Annotated in this window: 17 protein-coding genes and 2 pseudogenes; 14 read left to right on the forward strand and 5 right to left on the reverse strand. The window is 31.5% G+C overall.

The features are described 5' to 3' along the window. The first annotated feature begins 148 nt into the window (after positions 1 to 148). The 8 genes and pseudogenes from ASJ80_RS05240 (at position 149) to ASJ80_RS05265 (ending at position 8,959) form a co-directional block, all read left to right on the forward strand. On the forward strand, positions 149 to 715 hold the full coding sequence (locus tag ASJ80_RS05240) for a nitrite/sulfite reductase domain-containing protein (RefSeq protein ID WP_245837468.1): 567 nt from the start codon (positions 149 to 151) through the stop codon (positions 713 to 715). 197 nt (positions 716 to 912) lie between these two features. After that, entirely contained in the window at positions 913 to 2,220 is a 1,308-nt protein-coding gene (hcp, locus tag ASJ80_RS05245; protein WP_245837469.1) for a hydroxylamine reductase, read from the forward strand. A 37-nt stretch (positions 2,221 to 2,257) separates the two neighbouring features. Next, positions 2,258 to 2,576 (forward strand): annotated as a pseudogene (locus ASJ80_RS05250) (cupin domain-containing protein). Between the two features lie 950 nt (positions 2,577 to 3,526). Continuing rightward, complete coding sequence (locus ASJ80_RS05255; RefSeq protein WP_069584737.1) at positions 3,527 to 7,159, forward strand: PAS domain S-box protein; 3,633 nt, start codon at positions 3,527 to 3,529, stop codon at positions 7,157 to 7,159. Positions 7,160 to 7,339: 180 nt separating this feature from the next. After that, on the forward strand, positions 7,340 to 7,492 hold the full coding sequence (locus ASJ80_RS16940) for a hypothetical protein (RefSeq protein ID WP_176720298.1): 153 nt from the start codon (positions 7,340 to 7,342) through the stop codon (positions 7,490 to 7,492). Positions 7,493 to 7,757: 265 nt separating this feature from the next. Next, the gene (locus ASJ80_RS05260) at positions 7,758 to 7,889 is read left to right on the forward strand and encodes a rubredoxin (protein WP_338036863.1); all 132 of its coding nucleotides are present in this window, start codon (positions 7,758 to 7,760) and stop codon (positions 7,887 to 7,889) included. A 32-nt stretch (positions 7,890 to 7,921) separates the two neighbouring features. Continuing rightward, positions 7,922 to 8,095: a hypothetical protein gene (locus ASJ80_RS16945; RefSeq protein WP_176720299.1), complete on the forward strand. Its 174-nt coding sequence runs from the start codon at positions 7,922 to 7,924 to the stop codon at positions 8,093 to 8,095. Positions 8,096 to 8,194: 99 nt separating this feature from the next. Further along, positions 8,195 to 8,959 carry an ATP-binding protein gene (locus ASJ80_RS05265; RefSeq protein ID WP_245837473.1) on the forward strand — a complete coding sequence of 255 codons (765 nt, stop codon included), beginning with the start codon at positions 8,195 to 8,197 and terminating at the stop codon, positions 8,957 to 8,959. Between the two features lie 24 nt (positions 8,960 to 8,983). Here the strand turns inward: ASJ80_RS05265 and ASJ80_RS05270 are convergent, their stop codons facing one another. Then, positions 8,984 to 9,730: a TrmB family transcriptional regulator gene (locus tag ASJ80_RS05270; protein WP_245837475.1), complete on the reverse strand. Its 747-nt coding sequence runs from the start codon at positions 9,728 to 9,730 to the stop codon at positions 8,984 to 8,986. Positions 9,731 to 10,043: 313 nt separating this feature from the next. Here ASJ80_RS05270 and ASJ80_RS05275 point away from each other — a divergent pair, with 313 nt between their 5' ends. Genes ASJ80_RS05275 through ASJ80_RS05285 form a run of 3 tightly spaced genes read left to right on the forward strand, consistent with a single transcriptional unit; the run spans position 10,044 to position 11,330 of the window. Further along, positions 10,044 to 10,769, forward strand: coding sequence for a 4Fe-4S binding protein (locus ASJ80_RS05275; protein ID WP_069584740.1), 726 nt, complete (start codon positions 10,044 to 10,046; stop codon positions 10,767 to 10,769). Between the two features lie 13 nt (positions 10,770 to 10,782). Further along, complete coding sequence (locus tag ASJ80_RS05280; RefSeq protein WP_069584742.1) at positions 10,783 to 11,121, forward strand: cupin domain-containing protein; 339 nt, start codon at positions 10,783 to 10,785, stop codon at positions 11,119 to 11,121. A 14-nt stretch (positions 11,122 to 11,135) separates the two neighbouring features. Continuing rightward, positions 11,136 to 11,330, forward strand: a complete 195-nt coding sequence (locus tag ASJ80_RS05285) for a hypothetical protein (protein WP_069584745.1) — start codon at positions 11,136 to 11,138, stop codon at positions 11,328 to 11,330. A gap of 155 nt (positions 11,331 to 11,485) precedes the next feature. Here the strand turns inward: ASJ80_RS05285 and ASJ80_RS05290 are convergent, their stop codons facing one another. After that, positions 11,486 to 12,127, reverse strand: coding sequence for a TetR/AcrR family transcriptional regulator (locus ASJ80_RS05290; RefSeq protein ID WP_069584747.1), 642 nt, complete (start codon positions 12,125 to 12,127; stop codon positions 11,486 to 11,488). A gap of 359 nt (positions 12,128 to 12,486) precedes the next feature. On the opposite strand from ASJ80_RS05290, the pseudogene mtrA reads away from it, so the two are divergent. Together mtrA and ASJ80_RS16950 are read left to right on the forward strand one after the other, a co-directional pair. Next, positions 12,487 to 12,993 (forward strand): annotated as a pseudogene (gene mtrA, locus ASJ80_RS05295) (tetrahydromethanopterin S-methyltransferase subunit A); the annotation flags it as partial. A 753-nt stretch (positions 12,994 to 13,746) separates the two neighbouring features. Then, positions 13,747 to 13,989 (forward strand): hypothetical protein, encoded by a 243-nt coding sequence (locus ASJ80_RS16950; protein WP_069584751.1) that lies wholly within the window; start codon positions 13,747 to 13,749, stop codon positions 13,987 to 13,989. 257 nt (positions 13,990 to 14,246) lie between these two features. Here the strand turns inward: ASJ80_RS16950 and ASJ80_RS05305 are convergent, their stop codons facing one another. Together ASJ80_RS05305 and ASJ80_RS05310 are read right to left on the reverse strand one after the other, a co-directional pair. Continuing rightward, positions 14,247 to 14,498, reverse strand: coding sequence for a hypothetical protein (locus tag ASJ80_RS05305; protein WP_069584753.1), 252 nt, complete (start codon positions 14,496 to 14,498; stop codon positions 14,247 to 14,249). 51 nt (positions 14,499 to 14,549) lie between these two features. Beyond that, positions 14,550 to 15,179 (reverse strand): class I SAM-dependent methyltransferase, encoded by a 630-nt coding sequence (locus tag ASJ80_RS05310; RefSeq protein ID WP_069584756.1) that lies wholly within the window; start codon positions 15,177 to 15,179, stop codon positions 14,550 to 14,552. Between the two features lie 394 nt (positions 15,180 to 15,573). Between ASJ80_RS05310 and ASJ80_RS05315 the strand changes: the two genes are divergently transcribed. Further along, positions 15,574 to 16,158 (forward strand): DUF305 domain-containing protein, encoded by a 585-nt coding sequence (locus tag ASJ80_RS05315; RefSeq protein ID WP_069584758.1) that lies wholly within the window; start codon positions 15,574 to 15,576, stop codon positions 16,156 to 16,158. 123 nt (positions 16,159 to 16,281) lie between these two features. Here the strand turns inward: ASJ80_RS05315 and ASJ80_RS16955 are convergent, their stop codons facing one another. Next, the gene (locus ASJ80_RS16955; RefSeq protein WP_176720300.1) at positions 16,282 to 16,422 is read right to left on the reverse strand and encodes a hypothetical protein; all 141 of its coding nucleotides are present in this window, start codon (positions 16,420 to 16,422) and stop codon (positions 16,282 to 16,284) included. Between the last annotated feature and the right edge of the window lie 769 nt (positions 16,423 to 17,191).

Consider the following 17,191-nt stretch of genomic DNA (forward strand, 5'->3'; position numbering starts at 1 on the left):
CTTCAACCTTATATTATAATATGGTACTATTTGGTTAATATAAAGAATTTAATTTAATAGATATTTAAAACTGTTCTACTTCTAACGAATAAATATAAAAAGATGATAATACTAAGATTAAAATAAATTTGGTGGAGAATGATACTAAATGTTAGAAAATATTCTAGAAAAAGGAGCAGTAATTCAAAAAGATATGGAAACATATGCAATAATTCCATATATTCCAGGAGGCCTTGTTGACCCTGCCACATTAATAAAAATAGCAAATATTGCTGAAAAATACAATGCTAAAACACTAAAAGTGACTTCTAATCAGCATATTGCAATTATTGGGATTAAATATGGGGATATAAATAAAATTTGGGAAGATCTTGACATGAAACCTGGAGGATTCATAGGTAAAAAAGTTAGATCTGCCAAATTCTGTCCTGGAACTACCTACTGTAAAAAAGGTGAACAAGATGCTGTAAAAATGGGAATGGAAATTGATGAAAATTTTCAGGGAATGGAATTACCTAACAAAATAAAGATAGGTGTCTCAGGTTGTAAAAATTCATGTGCAGAATCTGCAGTTAAAGATATTGGCCTTATCGGAACTAAAAGAGGATGGAAACTACTTGTTGGTGGAACTTGTGGAATAAAACCAATGATAGGGCAAACATTTGCCACAAATTTATCAGATGGGGAGGTTTTAGGTATTATATCAAAAATATAGAACATTATAAGGAAAATGAAGAAAATAAACGTTTAGGTAGATTTATAAACAAAATAGGCTTTAAAAAATTTAAAAATGAAATTATCTAATCGTCATTCAAATTTTAAATTTAAAATATTGATAATTTTACAACAAAAAATGTTTATAATTGTTTTATACATAACGAATAAATACAGAAAAAAAGGTGGTATATAAAAATGAATAATGAAGCATTAGACATGTTCTGTTACCAGTGTTCCCAAACCGCAAGGGGAACTGGATGTACTGTAAGAGGAGTATGTGGAAAACAACCAACGGTTGCCAGACTTCAAGACAACTTGCTATTTGCAATTAAAGGTATATCTGCTTACCTTTACCATGCAAGAGAATTAGGATATACCGACCCTGAAGTAGACGGATTTTTAGAAAGAGGGTTCTATTCAACACTGACAAATGTAAATCAAGATGCAAATGAATTTGTAAAAATGGCAGTCGAAGCCGGGAACATGAATATAAAAACAATGCAGCTTCTAAAGAAAGCACATATTGAAACATATGGCGAACCTGAACCAACAGAAGTAAGTACTGGAACTAAAAAAGGTCATGCAATAGTAGCAACCGGACACAGCTTAAAAGCATTATATGAACTGCTTAAACAAACAGAAGGAACAGGAATAAACGTTTACACTCATTCAGAGCTTCTTCCTGCGCATGGATACCCTGAATTTAAAAAATTCGATCATTTAGTTGGTCAATTAGGAGGACCTTGGTTTGACCAAAGGACAACATTTACAAAGTACCCTGTCGCAGCCCTTGCCACATCAAATTGTGCTTTAATACCAACAGATGCTTACAAGGAAAGAATGTTCACATCAGGAGTTGCACAGTTACCTGGAGTTCAACATATAGAAGGTTACGATTTTACACCATTAATTGAAAAAGCAAAATCATTACCTGAACTTGAAGAGGAACCTGGAGAAAAAGTATTCACAACTGGATTCGGTGCTTCCACAGTTCTTGCACTAGCACCAAAAATTAAAGAACTCGTAGAAGCAGGAAAAATAAGAAGATTCTTTGTTGTAGGTGGATGCGATTCACCATTACAAAAAGCCACTTATTACAGAGAATTTGTAAAAAATTTACCAGAAGACACAGTTGTACTAACATTAGCCTGTGGCAAATATAGATTCAACGACCTTGTACTTGGAGACATTGAAGGAATACCTAGATTAATAGACTTAGGTCAATGTAATGATGCAATAGTTGGAATTGACATTGTAGCAGCTTTATCTGAACTATTTGGACTTGAAATAAATGAACTTCCTCTGACTTTTGTTTTAAGCTGGATGGAACAAAAAGCAGTAGCTATACTGTGGAGTCTACTTGCACTCGGAATTAAAGGAATCTATCTCGGCCCAATTGTACCTGCATGGGTAAACGAAGACATTTTAAATGTTCTAGTTGAGAACTATGATATAAAGACATTGGGAGATCCAGTAGAAGATATAAAAACAATCATGGGATAATATCCCTATTTTATTTATTTTTAGGAGGTTCTGAGTTATGAACGAACTTATTTCAAAAGTTTTAAAAATAGAGGATTTAATTGACTATCAAGAAAAATCTGTAGTCAGCAGGGAAATCATAAAAAAGATACAGGAACTGTGACAATATTTGCTTTTGATAAAGGCGAAGGTTTAAGCGAACACGCTGCTCCATTTGATGCATGGTTCAAATTATTGATGGTGAAGCTGAAATCACTATTTCAGGTAAGAAAAATCTTTTAAGTAAAGGAGATATGGTTATAATGCCTTCAAATGAGCCACATGCACTTAAAGCCATCGAAAAATACAAAATGATACTTACAATGATACGATCTTAAAAGTTAACCATTTTTATTAGAGCATTCTGGAGCTAGTCATTTATTGGAGATGGAGTATAATGATATTATAATGTTTTTAAACTTATTTTTTTAAGATTAGATTATTTTAAATATTTACCAGATAATTAGTGATGTTAAAGTTGCTAGTAATTCAAAATAAGACATTAGTACCGTTCTTCAAGTTAATTGAATGTGATTAATTATTCAGATAATCCAAAAAATGTATAAATTATTATATACTTATCCTTAATTAATTTAAAAATACTACCTCCAGTACTAAAAAATTCCAAATCTGCCTCCTGGACACTTAAGATAAGAATAAAGTGTCCAGGTACACCTTGAGGTTTGCTTTCAAAACTAGTAAAATTAATAAGTTTAACTAAAATATAGTTTATTTTACAATACTCTTAAGCAATTAATTAGCTTCAAAAAGAGATGCATATTTAAACACTGAATAAAATACCCTATGTCCAGAGAAAATGTTAATGACTCATTAATAATAATTTGATTTATACTTTCATTTTTATGAATATGTGCAAAAGCATACATGTTACATCATTCTTCCTTTATTTTTCCAATAATAACGTACTAAATAAATAATTTAATTAGTAATTCAAGGTTTAATGGATTATAGAAATTATGTTTATTTACAATGACTTATCAAAATTTCTTCTGTTTTGTTGCAACATATAAGTTAACATAATTAATTTAATTCTCAAATTCTCTTATCCTCATTAAAAATATTTATTCTATTCAATAGAATCAAAAAATTATTATTAATAAAAAATAATAATTAATAATAAGTGATAATGATCTAAAAATAGTATTTAAAACGAATTTTTCTAAAAATAAGACAAAAAAGTACTTTTGGAGCGTAAAAATAGTTAAAAAGGTATGGATAAAGAAAAATTAAGTTGATTAACACTTATTCGAAGTTAGAGTCGTTCAAAATGAAGGGTGAAAATAAGATTGAAGAACAGCTTATTGATGAATTAGAAAGTTTGCGTCGAAGGATTGCTGAACTTGAAAAATCAGAAGCTGATCTTAAACAGGTAGAAGAGGCGCTGAGGGAAAGTGAAGAGCGGTATCGAGTATTATATGATGATAATCCTTCCATGTATTTTACTGTGGATATGAAAGGTATAATAGCATCTGTTAATCGTTTTGGGGCTGAAAGACTTGGCTATATGCCCCATGAGTTGATTGGCCAATCAATGATATTAAAAGTGTTTTACGAAAAAGACAGAGAATTCGCGGCACAAAACTTAAGATATTCCTTGGAAAATTATGGGCAAGTGTTTCAGTGGGAACAACGCAAAATGCGCAAGGACGGCAGCATAATATGGGTAGAAGAAACAGCCCGTGCCATGAAAGGATTAAATGGGAAAATTGTTGTTTTTATTGTATGTGCAGACATTACAGAACGTAAAAAGGCAGGAAAAGAGCTATTGGAAAGTGAGGAGAAATTCCGTAAACTTTTCAATAAAGCAGACGATATCATTACATTATCCATGTTACAGGAAAATATGATGCCTGGACGATTTATTGAAGTAAATAAGGCTGCAATTCAAAAATTAGGCTATAGTACTGATGAATTTTTAAATATGACTCCTAATGATATAGTCCATCCAGATGTACCAGTTTCTGTATCAGAAGTAGCATCAGAAATGCTAAAAAATGGACATTCAAGGCATGAAAGTATCTTGGTAACTAAGGATGGCTCTAAAATACCTGTTGAAGTTCTCACGCATTTTTTCAAGCTCAGAGGGAAAGATGTAATCCTTGCAATTTCCCGTGATATTGCGGAACGTAAAAAAGCTGAAGAGAAAATCAGCAGATTAGCAGACATTGTAGAGTCATCAGATGATGCAATAATCAGCCAAACATTTGATGGAATTATAACAACTTGGAATAAAGGCGCGGAAAAAATATATGGTTATTCAGCTCATGAAATGATTGGAAAATATGTATACATTTTATTTGATCCCTCCCAGTACGAAAAAGTAGAAAGAAGCATGAATAAAATTAAAAGAGGGGAGAAGATAGCTCATTATGAAGCCAAGAGAACGAGAAACGATGGTAAAGAAATATATGTATCAGCAAATCTGTCTCCTATCAAAAACCCTGAAGGACAAATTACTGGAATATCAGTAATTGCAAGAGATATTACTGAGCATAAAAAAATGGAAGAAACTTTAAAAGAAAGTGAGGAAAAATTCCGCGAAATATTCAATAGTGTAAATGATGTTATGGTCTTATCTGAAGTTAAAGAAAATGGAATGCCTGGACAGTTTATTGAGGTAAATAATGCTACAATTAAAAAATTGGGTTATAATAGGGACAAATTACTTAATATGGCGCCTACAGATTTATTCACGCCAGATAGTCAGGCTAAAATACCTCAAATTGCGATAGAACTTCAGAAAAAAGGATATGTTACATTTGAATCAGTCAGTATAACTAAAGATAGAAGAGAAATACCTGTTGATGTTAGTGTGCATTTTTTCAAGCTTAGAGGAGAAGATGTTGCCATTGCAATTGCTCATGATATTACAGAACGTAAAGAAGCAGAAAAAGAATTATTTGAAAGTGAACAAAAGTATAAGACTCTTTTTAATTCAACACCAGATTATACGATACTTGTGGGAGTAGATGGTAATTTAATGGATGTAAATGGGGCGGCACAAGAAGTCACTGGATTATCAGAGGAAAATTTAGTTGGCAAGAATTTTACAGAGCTTGAAATATTGCTTGGTGAAGAAATGCATTTACATATAGAAAAAGTTTCTCAGATTTTGAAAGGAAGAACCGTTAAACCATATGAATCAAAATTTATCGATAAAAATGGCGAAACACATTATGTTGAAACCTATTTAAAACCATTGAAAAAAAATGGTAAATTATTTGCTTTTGATGTGATAGCTCATGATATTACAAAACGCAAAAAAGCAGAAGACGCATTAAAGGAAAGTGAGGCAAAATTCCGTGGGATTTTTAATCAGGCGGATGATATGATTAGTTTAATGAATATTGGTGAGGATTGCAAGTCTGCACGGTATATTGAGGTAAATGAAGTAGGAATTAAAAGATTGGGTTATAGTAGGGAAGAATTACTTAATATGGGTCCTTGTAAGATAGATGAGGGGTCTAAAACATCAAATCGTATAGAAAAACTCATGAGAGATGGGCGTGCTCGATTTGAGACAGTTCATGTTTCTAAAGATGGAAATAGGATACCTGTAGATGTTAATATTCAATTTATAGATTATGATGGAAAGAGAGCCGCTCTTGAAATTGTTCGTGATATTACCGAAAGTAAAAAGGCAGAAAAAGAAATCAAACGAAGTAACCGGATATTAAATGGAATCACCCAAATATTCAGGGAAGCTTTAACTGCTGAAACCGAGGAAAAGCTTGGTAAAACCTGCCTTAATGTCTGTGAAGAAGTTACTGGCAGTAAATTTGGTTTTATTTGTGAAGTGAATGAAGAAGGAACCCTGGATACAACTGCAATTAGTGATCCTGGCTGGAGTGAATGTAAAATGCCTCAATCCGATGCAGTTAAATTTATTAAGGGCATGAAGATACATGGACTTTATGGAGGGGCAGTAAAGCTTGAAAAACCAGTTTTAACCAATGATCCTGCATCATATCCCGATAGCATTGGAACTCCTGAAGGTCATCCCCTTATAACAGCTTATCTTGGATTTCCACTGAAATATGGTGATAAAGTTATAGGAGTTATTGGCTTAGCAAATAAAAAGGGAGGATACACTCTTGAAGATCAGGAATCAGTAGAGATATTGTCTGTGGCAATTGTAGAGGCACTTATGAGTTTCAGATCAAGGAATGCAGTAATAGAATACAGAGATCAGCTTGAAGAAACAGTAAAAGAATTAGAACGTTCAAATTATGAATTGCAAAGCTTTGCTTATATTACAAGTCATGATTTGCAAGAACCATTGCGTACTATTGCCAGTTTTGCTCAGCTTATTGAAAGGCGTTATAAAGGTAAATTAGACCCTGATGCTGATGAATTCATAGACTTCATGGTTGATGGAGCATCCAGAATGAAAAAGATGATTCAGGGTTTGCTTGATTATTCTCGTGTTGGCACTCGTGGCCATGAATTTAGGGAATTTAAGGCTGAAACTGCTTTAAGTTATGCTTTAAATAATTTAGGAACTGCAATTAGTGAAGTTAATGCTGAAATAACGAGTGATCCACTTCCAGTAGTTTTAGCAGATGAAGATCAAATTATACGTGTATTTCAGAATTTAATAGGAAATGCAATAAAATTCCGCAGGGAAGGAGTAACACCTAAAATCCATGTGTCAGTTAAGAGAAAACATAATGAGTATGTTTTTTCAGTTAGTGATAATGGAATTGGGTTAGAAGAGCAATACAGTGATAAAATTTTTGAAGTATTCAAGCGATTACATGCTATTGGGGAGTATCAAGGTGCAGGAATTGGATTGGCAATTGTTAAAAGAATTATTGATCGTCATGGCGGACGTATTTGGGTTAAATCTGAACTGGGCAAGGGTTCGACTTTTTATTTTACAATATCTATTTCTGAATAATAATTTTAGAAAGCCGGTATAATTTTTACATTCCATTTATAAGTGAATATCATCATATTAAACTGGTATTATGCATTATTAATGAATAATAAAGTATTATAATCAAATAAGCTTAAAACAAAATATGTATATAACTTTAAAAATTTATAGCAATAGTTATAAGAAATTATGGGTGAAAAATTGGCAAAGGTACTAATTAAAAGACGAATCCATGATTATGATAAATGGAAGTCAGCATTTGACGGATTCTCCGCTGATAGAAAAGCTAATGGATCAAAAGGAGGTTTAATACTTCATGACTCAGACGATCCTAGGCTAATCTATATTTTATGAGAATGGGATGATTTGGATAAGGCTCGGAAGTTTTATGAACCGCAAAGTCATAAAAAGAGATTCGAAAAAGGTGGAGCTGCAATAGAGCCAGAAATTTATTTTATCGAGGAAGTAGAGGAAACTTCTTACTAGAAAATAGGCAAAAAATACAATATAATGGAAATATATGAGAAAAACTAGTGCTTTCCGATGTTCTGTAAAATTTACATATAAAATGCCATAGGAGATAATATTATGAAAAAATACCGATGTATAGTGTGCTACTATGTATATGACCCCCCAAAAAGGAGACCCTGATAACGAAATAAACCCAGGAACTGCTTTTGAAGACCTACCAGATGAGTGGATTTGTCCATTATGTGGAGTAGGTAAAGATCAGTTTGAACCAATAGAATAAGATCTTAAAACTTTGTAAATTAAGTGATTTTAATGAATAATAGCTGTAAACCGGATAAATTAAAAGGTAGGGGTTGTGGATGTTCAAGTTCATTAAATATTGGAAAAGCTTCATCAGTTAATACAGCGACTTGTAAAAAATGTGGTAGGACATTCAGGACTAACAGAAAAATTGATATTTGTTTTGAGTGTGAATTTAAAAATTAATGAAACTAATAAAAGGAGTAATGAATATTTTTGGTGGATAATAGTCATGAAAAGAGATGTTATCAAAATCAATGAAGAAAAATGTACTGGCTGTGGTGAATGTATTCCCGGATGCCTGAAGGGGCATTGCAAGCAATTGATGGAAAAGCAAGACTTATAAGTGATTTATTTTGTGATGGTTTAGGCGCTTGCATTGGAAATTGTCCGCAGGGCGCTATTGAAGTTGAGCAAAGAGAAGCTGAACCTTATGATGAATATAAAGTCATGGAAAATGTTATAAAAGCGGGTCCAAATGTAATTAAGGCCCATTTAAAACACTTAAATGATCATAACCAAAATGAGTATTTAAATCAGGCTATTGACTTTTTAAATAGAAATAGTTTGGAAGTTCCTGATTATGAAGGAGAAAATGAATCTCAATGTGGTTGTCCGGGCTCAATGATGAGAGATCTAAGTGGAAGGAGATCTAAAAGTGGTAATGAACCACAGGTTTTAAGTGCCGAGCTTAGAAACTGGCCAGTACAATTACAGCTTTTAAACCCAAATGTGCCTTATTTAAGAAATGCAGATTTAGTGATTGCAGCTGATTGTGCACCTTTTGCTTATCCTAATTTCCATCAAAGGTTTTTAAAAGATAAAGTTTTAATTATTTTCTGCCCTAAGCTTGATAAAACTATAGAACAGTATGTAGATAAATTAGCTGAAATTTTTAAAAAACAAGATATAAAATCAATCACTATTGTACATATGGAGGTTCCATGCTGTTCAGGTATTGAAGTTATAGTAAAAAGAGCATTAGAAAAGGCTCAAAAGAACATAATAATTAAAGATTATACTATTTCAATAGCAGGTGAAATAATATAATAAATTACTTTTTTCTTTTAAATTTTAATAGTAATGTTTGAAGAGATTCATTGTCCAAACTAAATTATATAGGTCTGCTATTGTTTCTACAAATTCTGAGTACTGGTTCCATACGCCAATTGCTGTTTGTGATATTACAACTCCATCATTAAATTTAGAAAATATTAGCATCATTTCTTTTTTATCACGTATTATTGCTTTTATAAATGGTATTTGAAAAGTTTTGATTTCACAATCTAATCCATTTAAACCTTTAGATATGTCTATTTTTTCTCCATCAGTGATATTATAGGGTGCCGCTATTATTCTGGCTTGAATTCCTTTTCTTAAAGATTTATTTAAAGCGTTATTTAACTGTTCAATTTCATTTTGGAACATAAATCCTGATGCAATGTGCAATGAATTTTTAGCACGTCCAATGATTTCAATTTCTTTTTTTACAATTTTATCTGCTCCATAAATTAACCAAATAGGAGCCTGTGATTTGGGTATCTGGTTTTCATAAATGGTTTTAACCTCTGATTCAGCTTCATCAAGTTCTTCCTTAATCTTAATTCTGGATTTTTCAAAAATATCCTGAGGAGGTACTACACTATATTTTAATGGTTTTCCCCTTGTAATTTCAATAAATCCTTTTTTTGCAAGGCTTCTAAGAACCTCATATATTTTAGATTGAGGCACACCTGAAGTTTCACTGATCTCTAAAGCAGTAGCCGAAATAAAAGAGGCTAAGGACAAATAAGCTTTAGATTCATATTCTGTAAGTCCCATTGTTTTAAGGGCATTTATTGTGGCTTGTTTTATTGGAATAAAAAATCCTCCCTTATTTTTTCATTTTATACTTATTTAGTGAAAAAATATTTAAATATTACGAATGTTTGACTATATTACAAGAAAAAAATTCAATGGAACAAGTCTAATACAATTATTTTTGGAATTTAGAGTCATTTCAGGATTAGTTTAGCGAATGCTCTCAAACACGAAGCCCTCAAAATCTTCGATTTTTGGGCGTCAAAATTATAAATTTTGACAGTGTTTGGAGCGCAAATCAAAGATTTGCAAGCTCTAAAAAGGAGGTAATTAAATGAAAAATCATAAAATAAGGATAAGAACCTACATTTTAATAGCATTAGTGATAATGTTGCCTGTATTATTTAATCTCTATTCTCCTGTTCTATTGTCATTGGGAATTCGTAATGGAATAATTACAGCAAGCTTTATTGTTTTTGCAGTGTGGTTCATTATATCATTATTTATGGGTAGATCAGCATCATGTGGTTATACATGTCCCTATGGGGCATTACAAGAATTAGTAGGTAAATATGTTCTAAATAAGAAACCAAAACATGTAAAAGCAGATAAAATAAGGTATATTGTTTTTGTGTTTTTCTTTTTAATGGTTTCCTATTTTGTTTTAAAGATTGGAGGTTTGAAAGGGGTGGATCTATTTGCTCCAAATGGCAATCCACAACTAGTTATTTTAATACCTGCTTTCATTATAACAATTGGTCTTTTATCTGTACTTTTTGGAAGTAGAGCATTCTGCAGATATCTATGTCCACAAGGAGTTTTTTTAACAATAGGGGCAACATTAGGTAGAAAAATTAAAATGCCATCTCTACATTTAATATCAAACCATAAAGACTGTTCAGATTGTAAATTATGTGATAAATCATGCCCTATGGGTTTAAATGTCAGCCACATGGTTAAAAACAACGATATGGAAAATCCAAATTGCATATTATGTGGTGAATGTATAGAAAAATGCCCTAAGGAAACTATTAATTACTCATTTAGCATTAAAGATTAATAGGTGATAAAAAATGAAGATAGTAGAAGTTGCAAATGTTGAATCCTCTCCAAATCCACATGGAGTGGACGCACGTAAGATATATGATACTGAAAATGCAGTAGCAGTTCATATGACATTAAAGCCTGGAGAGTCATTGAAAAAACATATTACACCTGTTGATGTATTTTTCTATGTTCTCGAAGGTAATGGTATTGTAGAAATAGGTGATGAAAAAAAGAATGTTGTAAAAAACACACTGATAGAAAGTCCAGCGAAAATACCACACTGTTGGTATAATGAGGACAAAAAAGATCTTCGTATTCTTATTGTTAAAGTTCCAAGACCAATGAAATCTACAAAAGTAATTTAGTTAGGAGTTTAATAATGACTAAAGAAAATGATATTGATAAAGAGTTTGAAGCTCAATTAAAAGGTAAGATGGGCTGGAAATGTTCATGTTCGTTAGATATCGTAGATAAAAACTCATCTCTTAGATCAGTAACATGTAAAAAATGTGGAAAAACATTCAAAACAAACAGAAAAACCGATTACTGCTTTGAATGTGAAAAGACCATTTAAAACTAAAAATTTAAGAAGAATATGCAGATTCGTCTAGGTGAAAGAAAATTTGTTATAACTAGAAAAGAAGTTTTAATTGAAAGCAAAGATAAAACGATGAAATTAAAGGATTTATTCTTTTTATTTTCTATCATTACAATTATCTTATATACATTTTAATCCTGTAAAGATGGGTTTGTAATTGCAGGGTCTAAAAATCGTTGTAAATCTTTCCAGAATTTGTCGGGATGTATTCCTCTACCTTCCAATATAAGTTTAAAACCTATATCGATATTTAAAGCACTCATACTCATAACATTAATATAAATAGACATTTCTACAGGATCTACGTCTTTTCGAATGGTTCCATCCTTCATTCCTTGAAGTATCGCTTCAACCATGATTCTCCATATTCCAGTTGTCAGATCTACAAGTTCTTTTGCATCTTTATTATCACTCATCTGGAACCTTTCTGTCCTCGCATAACGATAAATACGGAAATAATCTGGATAATCTTTAGAAAATTCAAAAAGGCTTTGAATCATTGATTTTATTTTAGTATAGCCATCAACATCAAGATTAGAACATTTTACATACAGTTCATGCAATATTCTAACTCCACGAAGATCAACAGCAAAAAACAGCGCTTCCTTATTCTTGAAGTAGTAGTAAAGCAGTGCTTTATTAACCTCAGCCTCATCTGCTATTTCGTCCATTGTAACATTATCGTAACCCCTCTCAAAGAAAAGCTTTTTTGCAGCATCTATGAGTCCATTGCGTCTTTGTTCTCTTTCTCGTTGTTTTCTGGAAATAGTCATTATCATTCACCATACAAACGTATATCTGTAATTGCAAGTTCTTTATCTTTACTTTAAAATTAGTTTAAGAATATAATAAAGGTTCTTTCTTTAAAATTTAAGCGTACTTTAAATAACTCCCTAAATAGTTTCCCAGCAGTCTCAATTAATGTATCAACTTTTAGAGTTTATAATAGTGACTACTGAATTAGAAATGTTAAGTAGCTTAATTTTTCTTTATTTGATTTATATAATTCTTGAGATTACAAGATCAAATTAGGTCAATAAAAAATTTTAAATAATATTAACTACAAGTTAAAATTTAACTGATAGTTAAAATTTAACTACCAGTTAAAAGAATGAAACGGAGATGAAGAAGTATGGTAGACAAAAAACAAGCTGCTGAAGGATGGCCTCAAATAGTTGGCGATTATAAAGTTGGAGACGAAGAAAGTGCAGTAGCAGTAGTCACCCTTGGGTCTCATATGGAAGACATGCCTGTTAAAGCAGGAGCAAGCATATCAGGTTCTCTCCACACTGAAAATCTTGGCATTGAAAAGGTCATTGGTAACGTTGTTTCCAATCCTAATATAAGATTTCTGGTGGTTTGCGGTGCAGAGGTCCAAGGACACATCACCGGCCAAACTATTAAAGCTTTATATGAAAATGGGGTAGATGCAAAAAAAAGAATAGTAGGTGCTGAAGGGGCAATACCATATCTTGAAAACGTCACTGAAGATGCTATTGAGAGATTTAGAAATCAAATCGAAATAGTAGACTTGGTGGACACAGAAAACTCTGAAGCCATTAACTCTAAAATTGAAGGGTGTTTAATCCATGATGCAGGTGCGTATGAAGAAGAGACAGTTGTTATTCCATTACTGGAAAAACAAAAAGATTCCAGCTTAGCAGCTGAAAACACCTGAACAAAATATATTATTAATTTCAATTTTTCATCTTCTATTTTTAAAAAATTTTAATAATAAAAAAATAGCATTTTAGGATATATTTATAGTTTATCTTCACTTCTCTTATTTTCCTTATCTTTAGATTATCGAAAAAGTATTGAAATAGAATAATGGCGGATAATTATCAATAAATAAAGAAAATAAGTAATAATATATCTCAAATAGAAAAAAATATTTTTAATAGAGTAAATTAGATTTTTCTGGTATTGATTATATGTTTTGAGTTTTTTTATTTGATTAGGTATTAAAACCTTTATTTTTAAAACAAAAGAATTAAAAATAAATTTTCAGTAGCAAAGACGAGCTCTATTTTATAGAATCCCTCAACTGGATCTAGAATCTTGCCCTAAATGCTAGCCCCTAGCGGGAGTTTAGTCTTTAGAAAAAGTTGAGATGTGATTCTTAAAAGAGCTAGAGATGAGTAGTGCAACTCTGGACAAAAGGACAGTGGTTCTACTGTGGCACCTTAAGTGAATCCATTAAAAAGCACCTTTCAAATGAGTTTTACTATGAGGCCACAAATGAATTCTTTTTTTACGACTTCTTTTTATGAAATCATATTAAATAGGTTCTATTTAAAGAGGCAACGGTTAATTCTTTGATGAAACCTGAAACCCCAAATTTTTTTGACCAGCAGTAAAACAAAGTCAAAGAAAATTTGGAGGTTAAATCATGAATAGAATCCAGGAAGAAACCCAGAAAAACGAAATAATTAGTAGAATTCTAAGACGAATCCGTTCTATGAAATTTAAAAGAAGGTTCGCTAGAATTTGCCATAATTGTCCAATTGGCACCAATAAAGAGACCAAGCAAAATAACATGTTTTTTTGTAAAAACTGCAAGTCTTTAGCGATAAACCATTATAAGCAGACTGGCGAAATTAGATTTCCTTTTACTTTGAAATTCAGAAGATGAATTCTTATTTTTTATTTCTTTTAACGATTTCAAAGAGTATCCTTCTTTAAAGATTTATTATTGGTTTCTTAAATGAATTCTCTAAATGAGCCCTAGTTCTTTCGGAAATATACCCCAAAATAAAAAATTTCTTAAGTAATGCTCATATTTTGGTAAATAAACTATGTTCTTTTTATTAAATATTTTAGGATATGGAAAAATACGCTGAAAATAGAAATTTTGGGCATTAAACACTGCCAGAGCTTGAATTTTTAAAACTATTTCATTTTTTCACATTTAAAGCAGAATTTTGTGTTTCTGTTTGTTTTAAAAATTTTTCCACATTTTTGGCATATGGCCCGTTTTATTAATGGTTTCCGTCGCATATGGCCCTTAGCCATTTTAAGGGGAGTAGTGCAGGCATCTGTATGAAGTCCTGCTTTTGCTTTCCTATTTAAAACTTCTTCTTCATATTTCCTTGCAAGAGCTTCTTCAGCTTCTTTAACTTTTTCTGCATTGCTTTTGGCCATTATATCCCAACTCAAATAATTTATAGAGATATATATCATTATTAATCCTATTTATTTAACTCCCCTAACCACTACAAATGAACCTTCTCCAAATCCTTTCTTTACAGGTTCAATATCTTTTAATTCTTCTCCAGATTTGAATAATGTCTGTCTAAAACTAAAGTCTTTGAACTGAGCTTTTTTCATATATGAAATAACTTCTTTTACTGAGTAGAATGTTGCATCTTTGTAAAAGGTGCTTTCATTTCTATGTTTTTCATACAATTTTCCCATTGGACTTTCAGCATCTATAAAACCAATTATTAGAGAGCCACCGGATTTCAGCACCCTACTAACTTCGTTAAACGCTGCCTCAACATCATCTAAAAAACATATTGTAGTAACCATTAAAACAAAATCAAACTGCGAATCTTCGAAGGGAAGTGATTCAGCAATACCTTCAACAAATTTTATACCTCTCATTTGAGCTATTTCTCCCATCTTCCTGGATGGGTCAACTCCTAACTTAATACCAAGTGGGGCTGCAAAACGACCGCTTCCAACACCAATTTCGATACCATTTTTACTTTTAGGTAGTAATTCTTTTATTGCTTGAAGTTCTGATTCATAAAAATGCTTGTTTTTATTAAACCATTCATCATATTTTTGGGCATGTTTTTCAAATGGTTCAAATTTAGCCATCTTCATCACCATTGTTACTTATTGGTTAATCTTTTTAATAAAATTTCCATAATTAAGAATAAATTCAAAAAATAGAAAATTTGAATTTAATTATTGGTTTTTTATTGAGTAAATGCAGTCTTCAATAAAATGAGGTTAATTCTACTAAAGATGATATCAATGAATCCAATTAAAGGTACCAATCAAATGTATTCAATAAAAGAGACCACAAATTAAATTCTTTTTTTATGGCTTATTTTTTATGAGATCTAATCAAATGGGTTCTTTTCTAAGTGAAGCCACCATTCCACGGATTTTTTCAGATTTTTTTCAGTTTTATCAATACTTTTGTAGGAACAAATTAATAAATAGTATAAAATAGGTATTATTAAATAAAAATTTTAAATGTGAAATTATGAACAAACCAGTAGCGATCTTATTGGTTATTATAGTGGTTCTTGTAGTTAGTTTAACGTCTATTTTTGCTTATTTTTGGATCTGGAGTTCTACAGTAGGCGAAGAAGGGTATGGGGGCCATGGTATGATGGACATGAATCGAGAATTCATAGAAAATATGATTCCCCATCACCAAGATGCAGTAGACATGTCTAATGTGGCGTTAACCAGAGCAAAGCACCCTCAAATTAAACAATTGGCGAAAAATATTAGTATTAGCCAAAGTAGAGAAATTGTAGAGATGCGCCAGTGGTATAAAGAGTGGTATGGTACTGATGTGCCAGGTGATTCACATATGATGAATGTTACAGACATAAACAGGCTTAAGAATGCAAAGGATTTTGATAAGGAATTTATTGAACAGATGGTTCCTCATCACCAAATGGCAATAATAATGGCTCAAATGGTTTTATACCATTCAAATAGGCCAGAAATACGTGGAATTGCTGAATCTATAATTAAAAGCCAGAGTAAAGAAATAGATGAAATGAGAACATGGTACAAAGAATGGTATGGAACCGATGTTCCAACATATAATTCATAAAGGGACCTATTTATGAAAACTATTAAGGTTCCTATTTATTTTAGGAAAATATCATAAAATAGAAAATTTTATGAGTTTTATTGTAAAATTTCCAAGAAATAAAAAATTTCTTGAATCAAGTTATCAGTTATTCTTTTTATAAATTGCGAACTTTAAACCCTTACGGGCGTCATACGCGTATATTACAAAGACAACATCCCTTCGAGGAGCCTGATTATCGTAATTATACAAGGCATATGACGAAGTTCGCATATCTAAAACCATCCCTCACACCCCCACCCACCTCCGATAAGGGGCTTCGCCCCAGAATGCCCCAGTTTAATGAAAAAAGAAGTAAATCATTTTTTATTCTTTCGCTATGTTCTGCAAAAAAACTCTGAAATACCTTAAAATGTCAGAAAAGTATATATAAAAGTATTTATAACCACTTAAAATATTTTAATGTGTTTATAATCATATTAAAGCTATTATATCACAAATTATAAATATTGGGGCCGTATAATTAATAATTGAGTGAAATCTAAAATTGAGTGGAGTGGTAAAGTAAAATATGGGGGGGATTAAATGACTTTAATTGATAAATTAGGAATAATAACTTCAATTTTAGTTATAATAAACCAAATAATTGCCATTTCTACTAATTTACTCCATTAAAATTAATATAACTAAAAAAATCGTTGAAAGAATTCTAAAAAAAATCAATTTTGAGAAACTCTCAATCGACGTTACAGGTGAAATAAAAAAGAATAAATCTAAATTGTTTCTTTAGCGATAGCCTCTAACAGAACAAAATTTGTTTCCAAAAATTGTAGTAAATATTTTTTTAAGCAAGTCGGGCTAGTTTCAGTACAGTAAATTGAATTGAATGTCTGCAAAAATGGTAGTATTATAGCCCCTTGCAGAATGTTTAATTAATTACCTGTGCAAAAATTGAATTCACATGAATCTAAAACCGTCCCTCGCACCTCCGCCTACCTACGGAGAAGACTGTGTCTAAGGACTATTTTTTTCCATAAATTTGATAATCGAACCT

Origin of the sequence: Methanobacterium bryantii, assembly GCF_002287175.1 — an archaeon.
Lineage (GTDB): Archaea > Methanobacteriota > Methanobacteria > Methanobacteriales > Methanobacteriaceae > Methanobacterium_D > Methanobacterium_D bryantii.

Coding starts and splice junctions, on each gene's coding strand:
- ASJ80_RS16945 (WP_176720299.1), top strand. CDS start 7,922: ATGAATAATAGCTGTAAACCGGATAAATTAAAAGGTAGGGGTTGTGGA.
- ASJ80_RS05275 (WP_069584740.1), top strand. CDS start 10,044: ATGAAAAATCATAAAATAAGGATAAGAACCTACATTTTAATAGCATTA.
- hcp (WP_245837469.1), top strand. CDS start 913: ATGAATAATGAAGCATTAGACATGTTCTGTTACCAGTGTTCCCAAACC.
- ASJ80_RS05290 (WP_069584747.1), bottom strand. CDS start 12,127: ATGACTATTTCCAGAAAACAACGAGAAAGAGAACAAAGACGCAATGGA.
- ASJ80_RS16955 (WP_176720300.1), bottom strand. CDS start 16,422: ATGGTTTTAGATATGCGAACTTCGTCATATGCCTTGTATAATTACGAT.
- ASJ80_RS05285 (WP_069584745.1), top strand. CDS start 11,136: ATGACTAAAGAAAATGATATTGATAAAGAGTTTGAAGCTCAATTAAAA.
- ASJ80_RS05305 (WP_069584753.1), bottom strand. CDS start 14,498: ATGGCCAAAAGCAATGCAGAAAAAGTTAAAGAAGCTGAAGAAGCTCTT.
- ASJ80_RS05240 (WP_245837468.1), top strand. CDS start 149: ATGTTAGAAAATATTCTAGAAAAAGGAGCAGTAATTCAAAAAGATATG.
- ASJ80_RS16950 (WP_069584751.1), top strand. CDS start 13,747: ATGAATAGAATCCAGGAAGAAACCCAGAAAAACGAAATAATTAGTAGA.
- ASJ80_RS05270 (WP_245837475.1), bottom strand. CDS start 9,730: ATGGGACTTACAGAATATGAATCTAAAGCTTATTTGTCCTTAGCCTCT.
- ASJ80_RS05255 (WP_069584737.1), top strand. CDS start 3,527: ATGAAGGGTGAAAATAAGATTGAAGAACAGCTTATTGATGAATTAGAA.
- ASJ80_RS05280 (WP_069584742.1), top strand. CDS start 10,783: ATGAAGATAGTAGAAGTTGCAAATGTTGAATCCTCTCCAAATCCACAT.
- ASJ80_RS05260 (WP_338036863.1), top strand. CDS start 7,758: ATGTATATGACCCCCCAAAAAGGAGACCCTGATAACGAAATAAACCCA.
- ASJ80_RS05315 (WP_069584758.1), top strand. CDS start 15,574: ATGAACAAACCAGTAGCGATCTTATTGGTTATTATAGTGGTTCTTGTA.
- ASJ80_RS05265 (WP_245837473.1), top strand. CDS start 8,195: ATGTATTCCCGGATGCCTGAAGGGGCATTGCAAGCAATTGATGGAAAA.
- ASJ80_RS05310 (WP_069584756.1), bottom strand. CDS start 15,179: ATGGCTAAATTTGAACCATTTGAAAAACATGCCCAAAAATATGATGAA.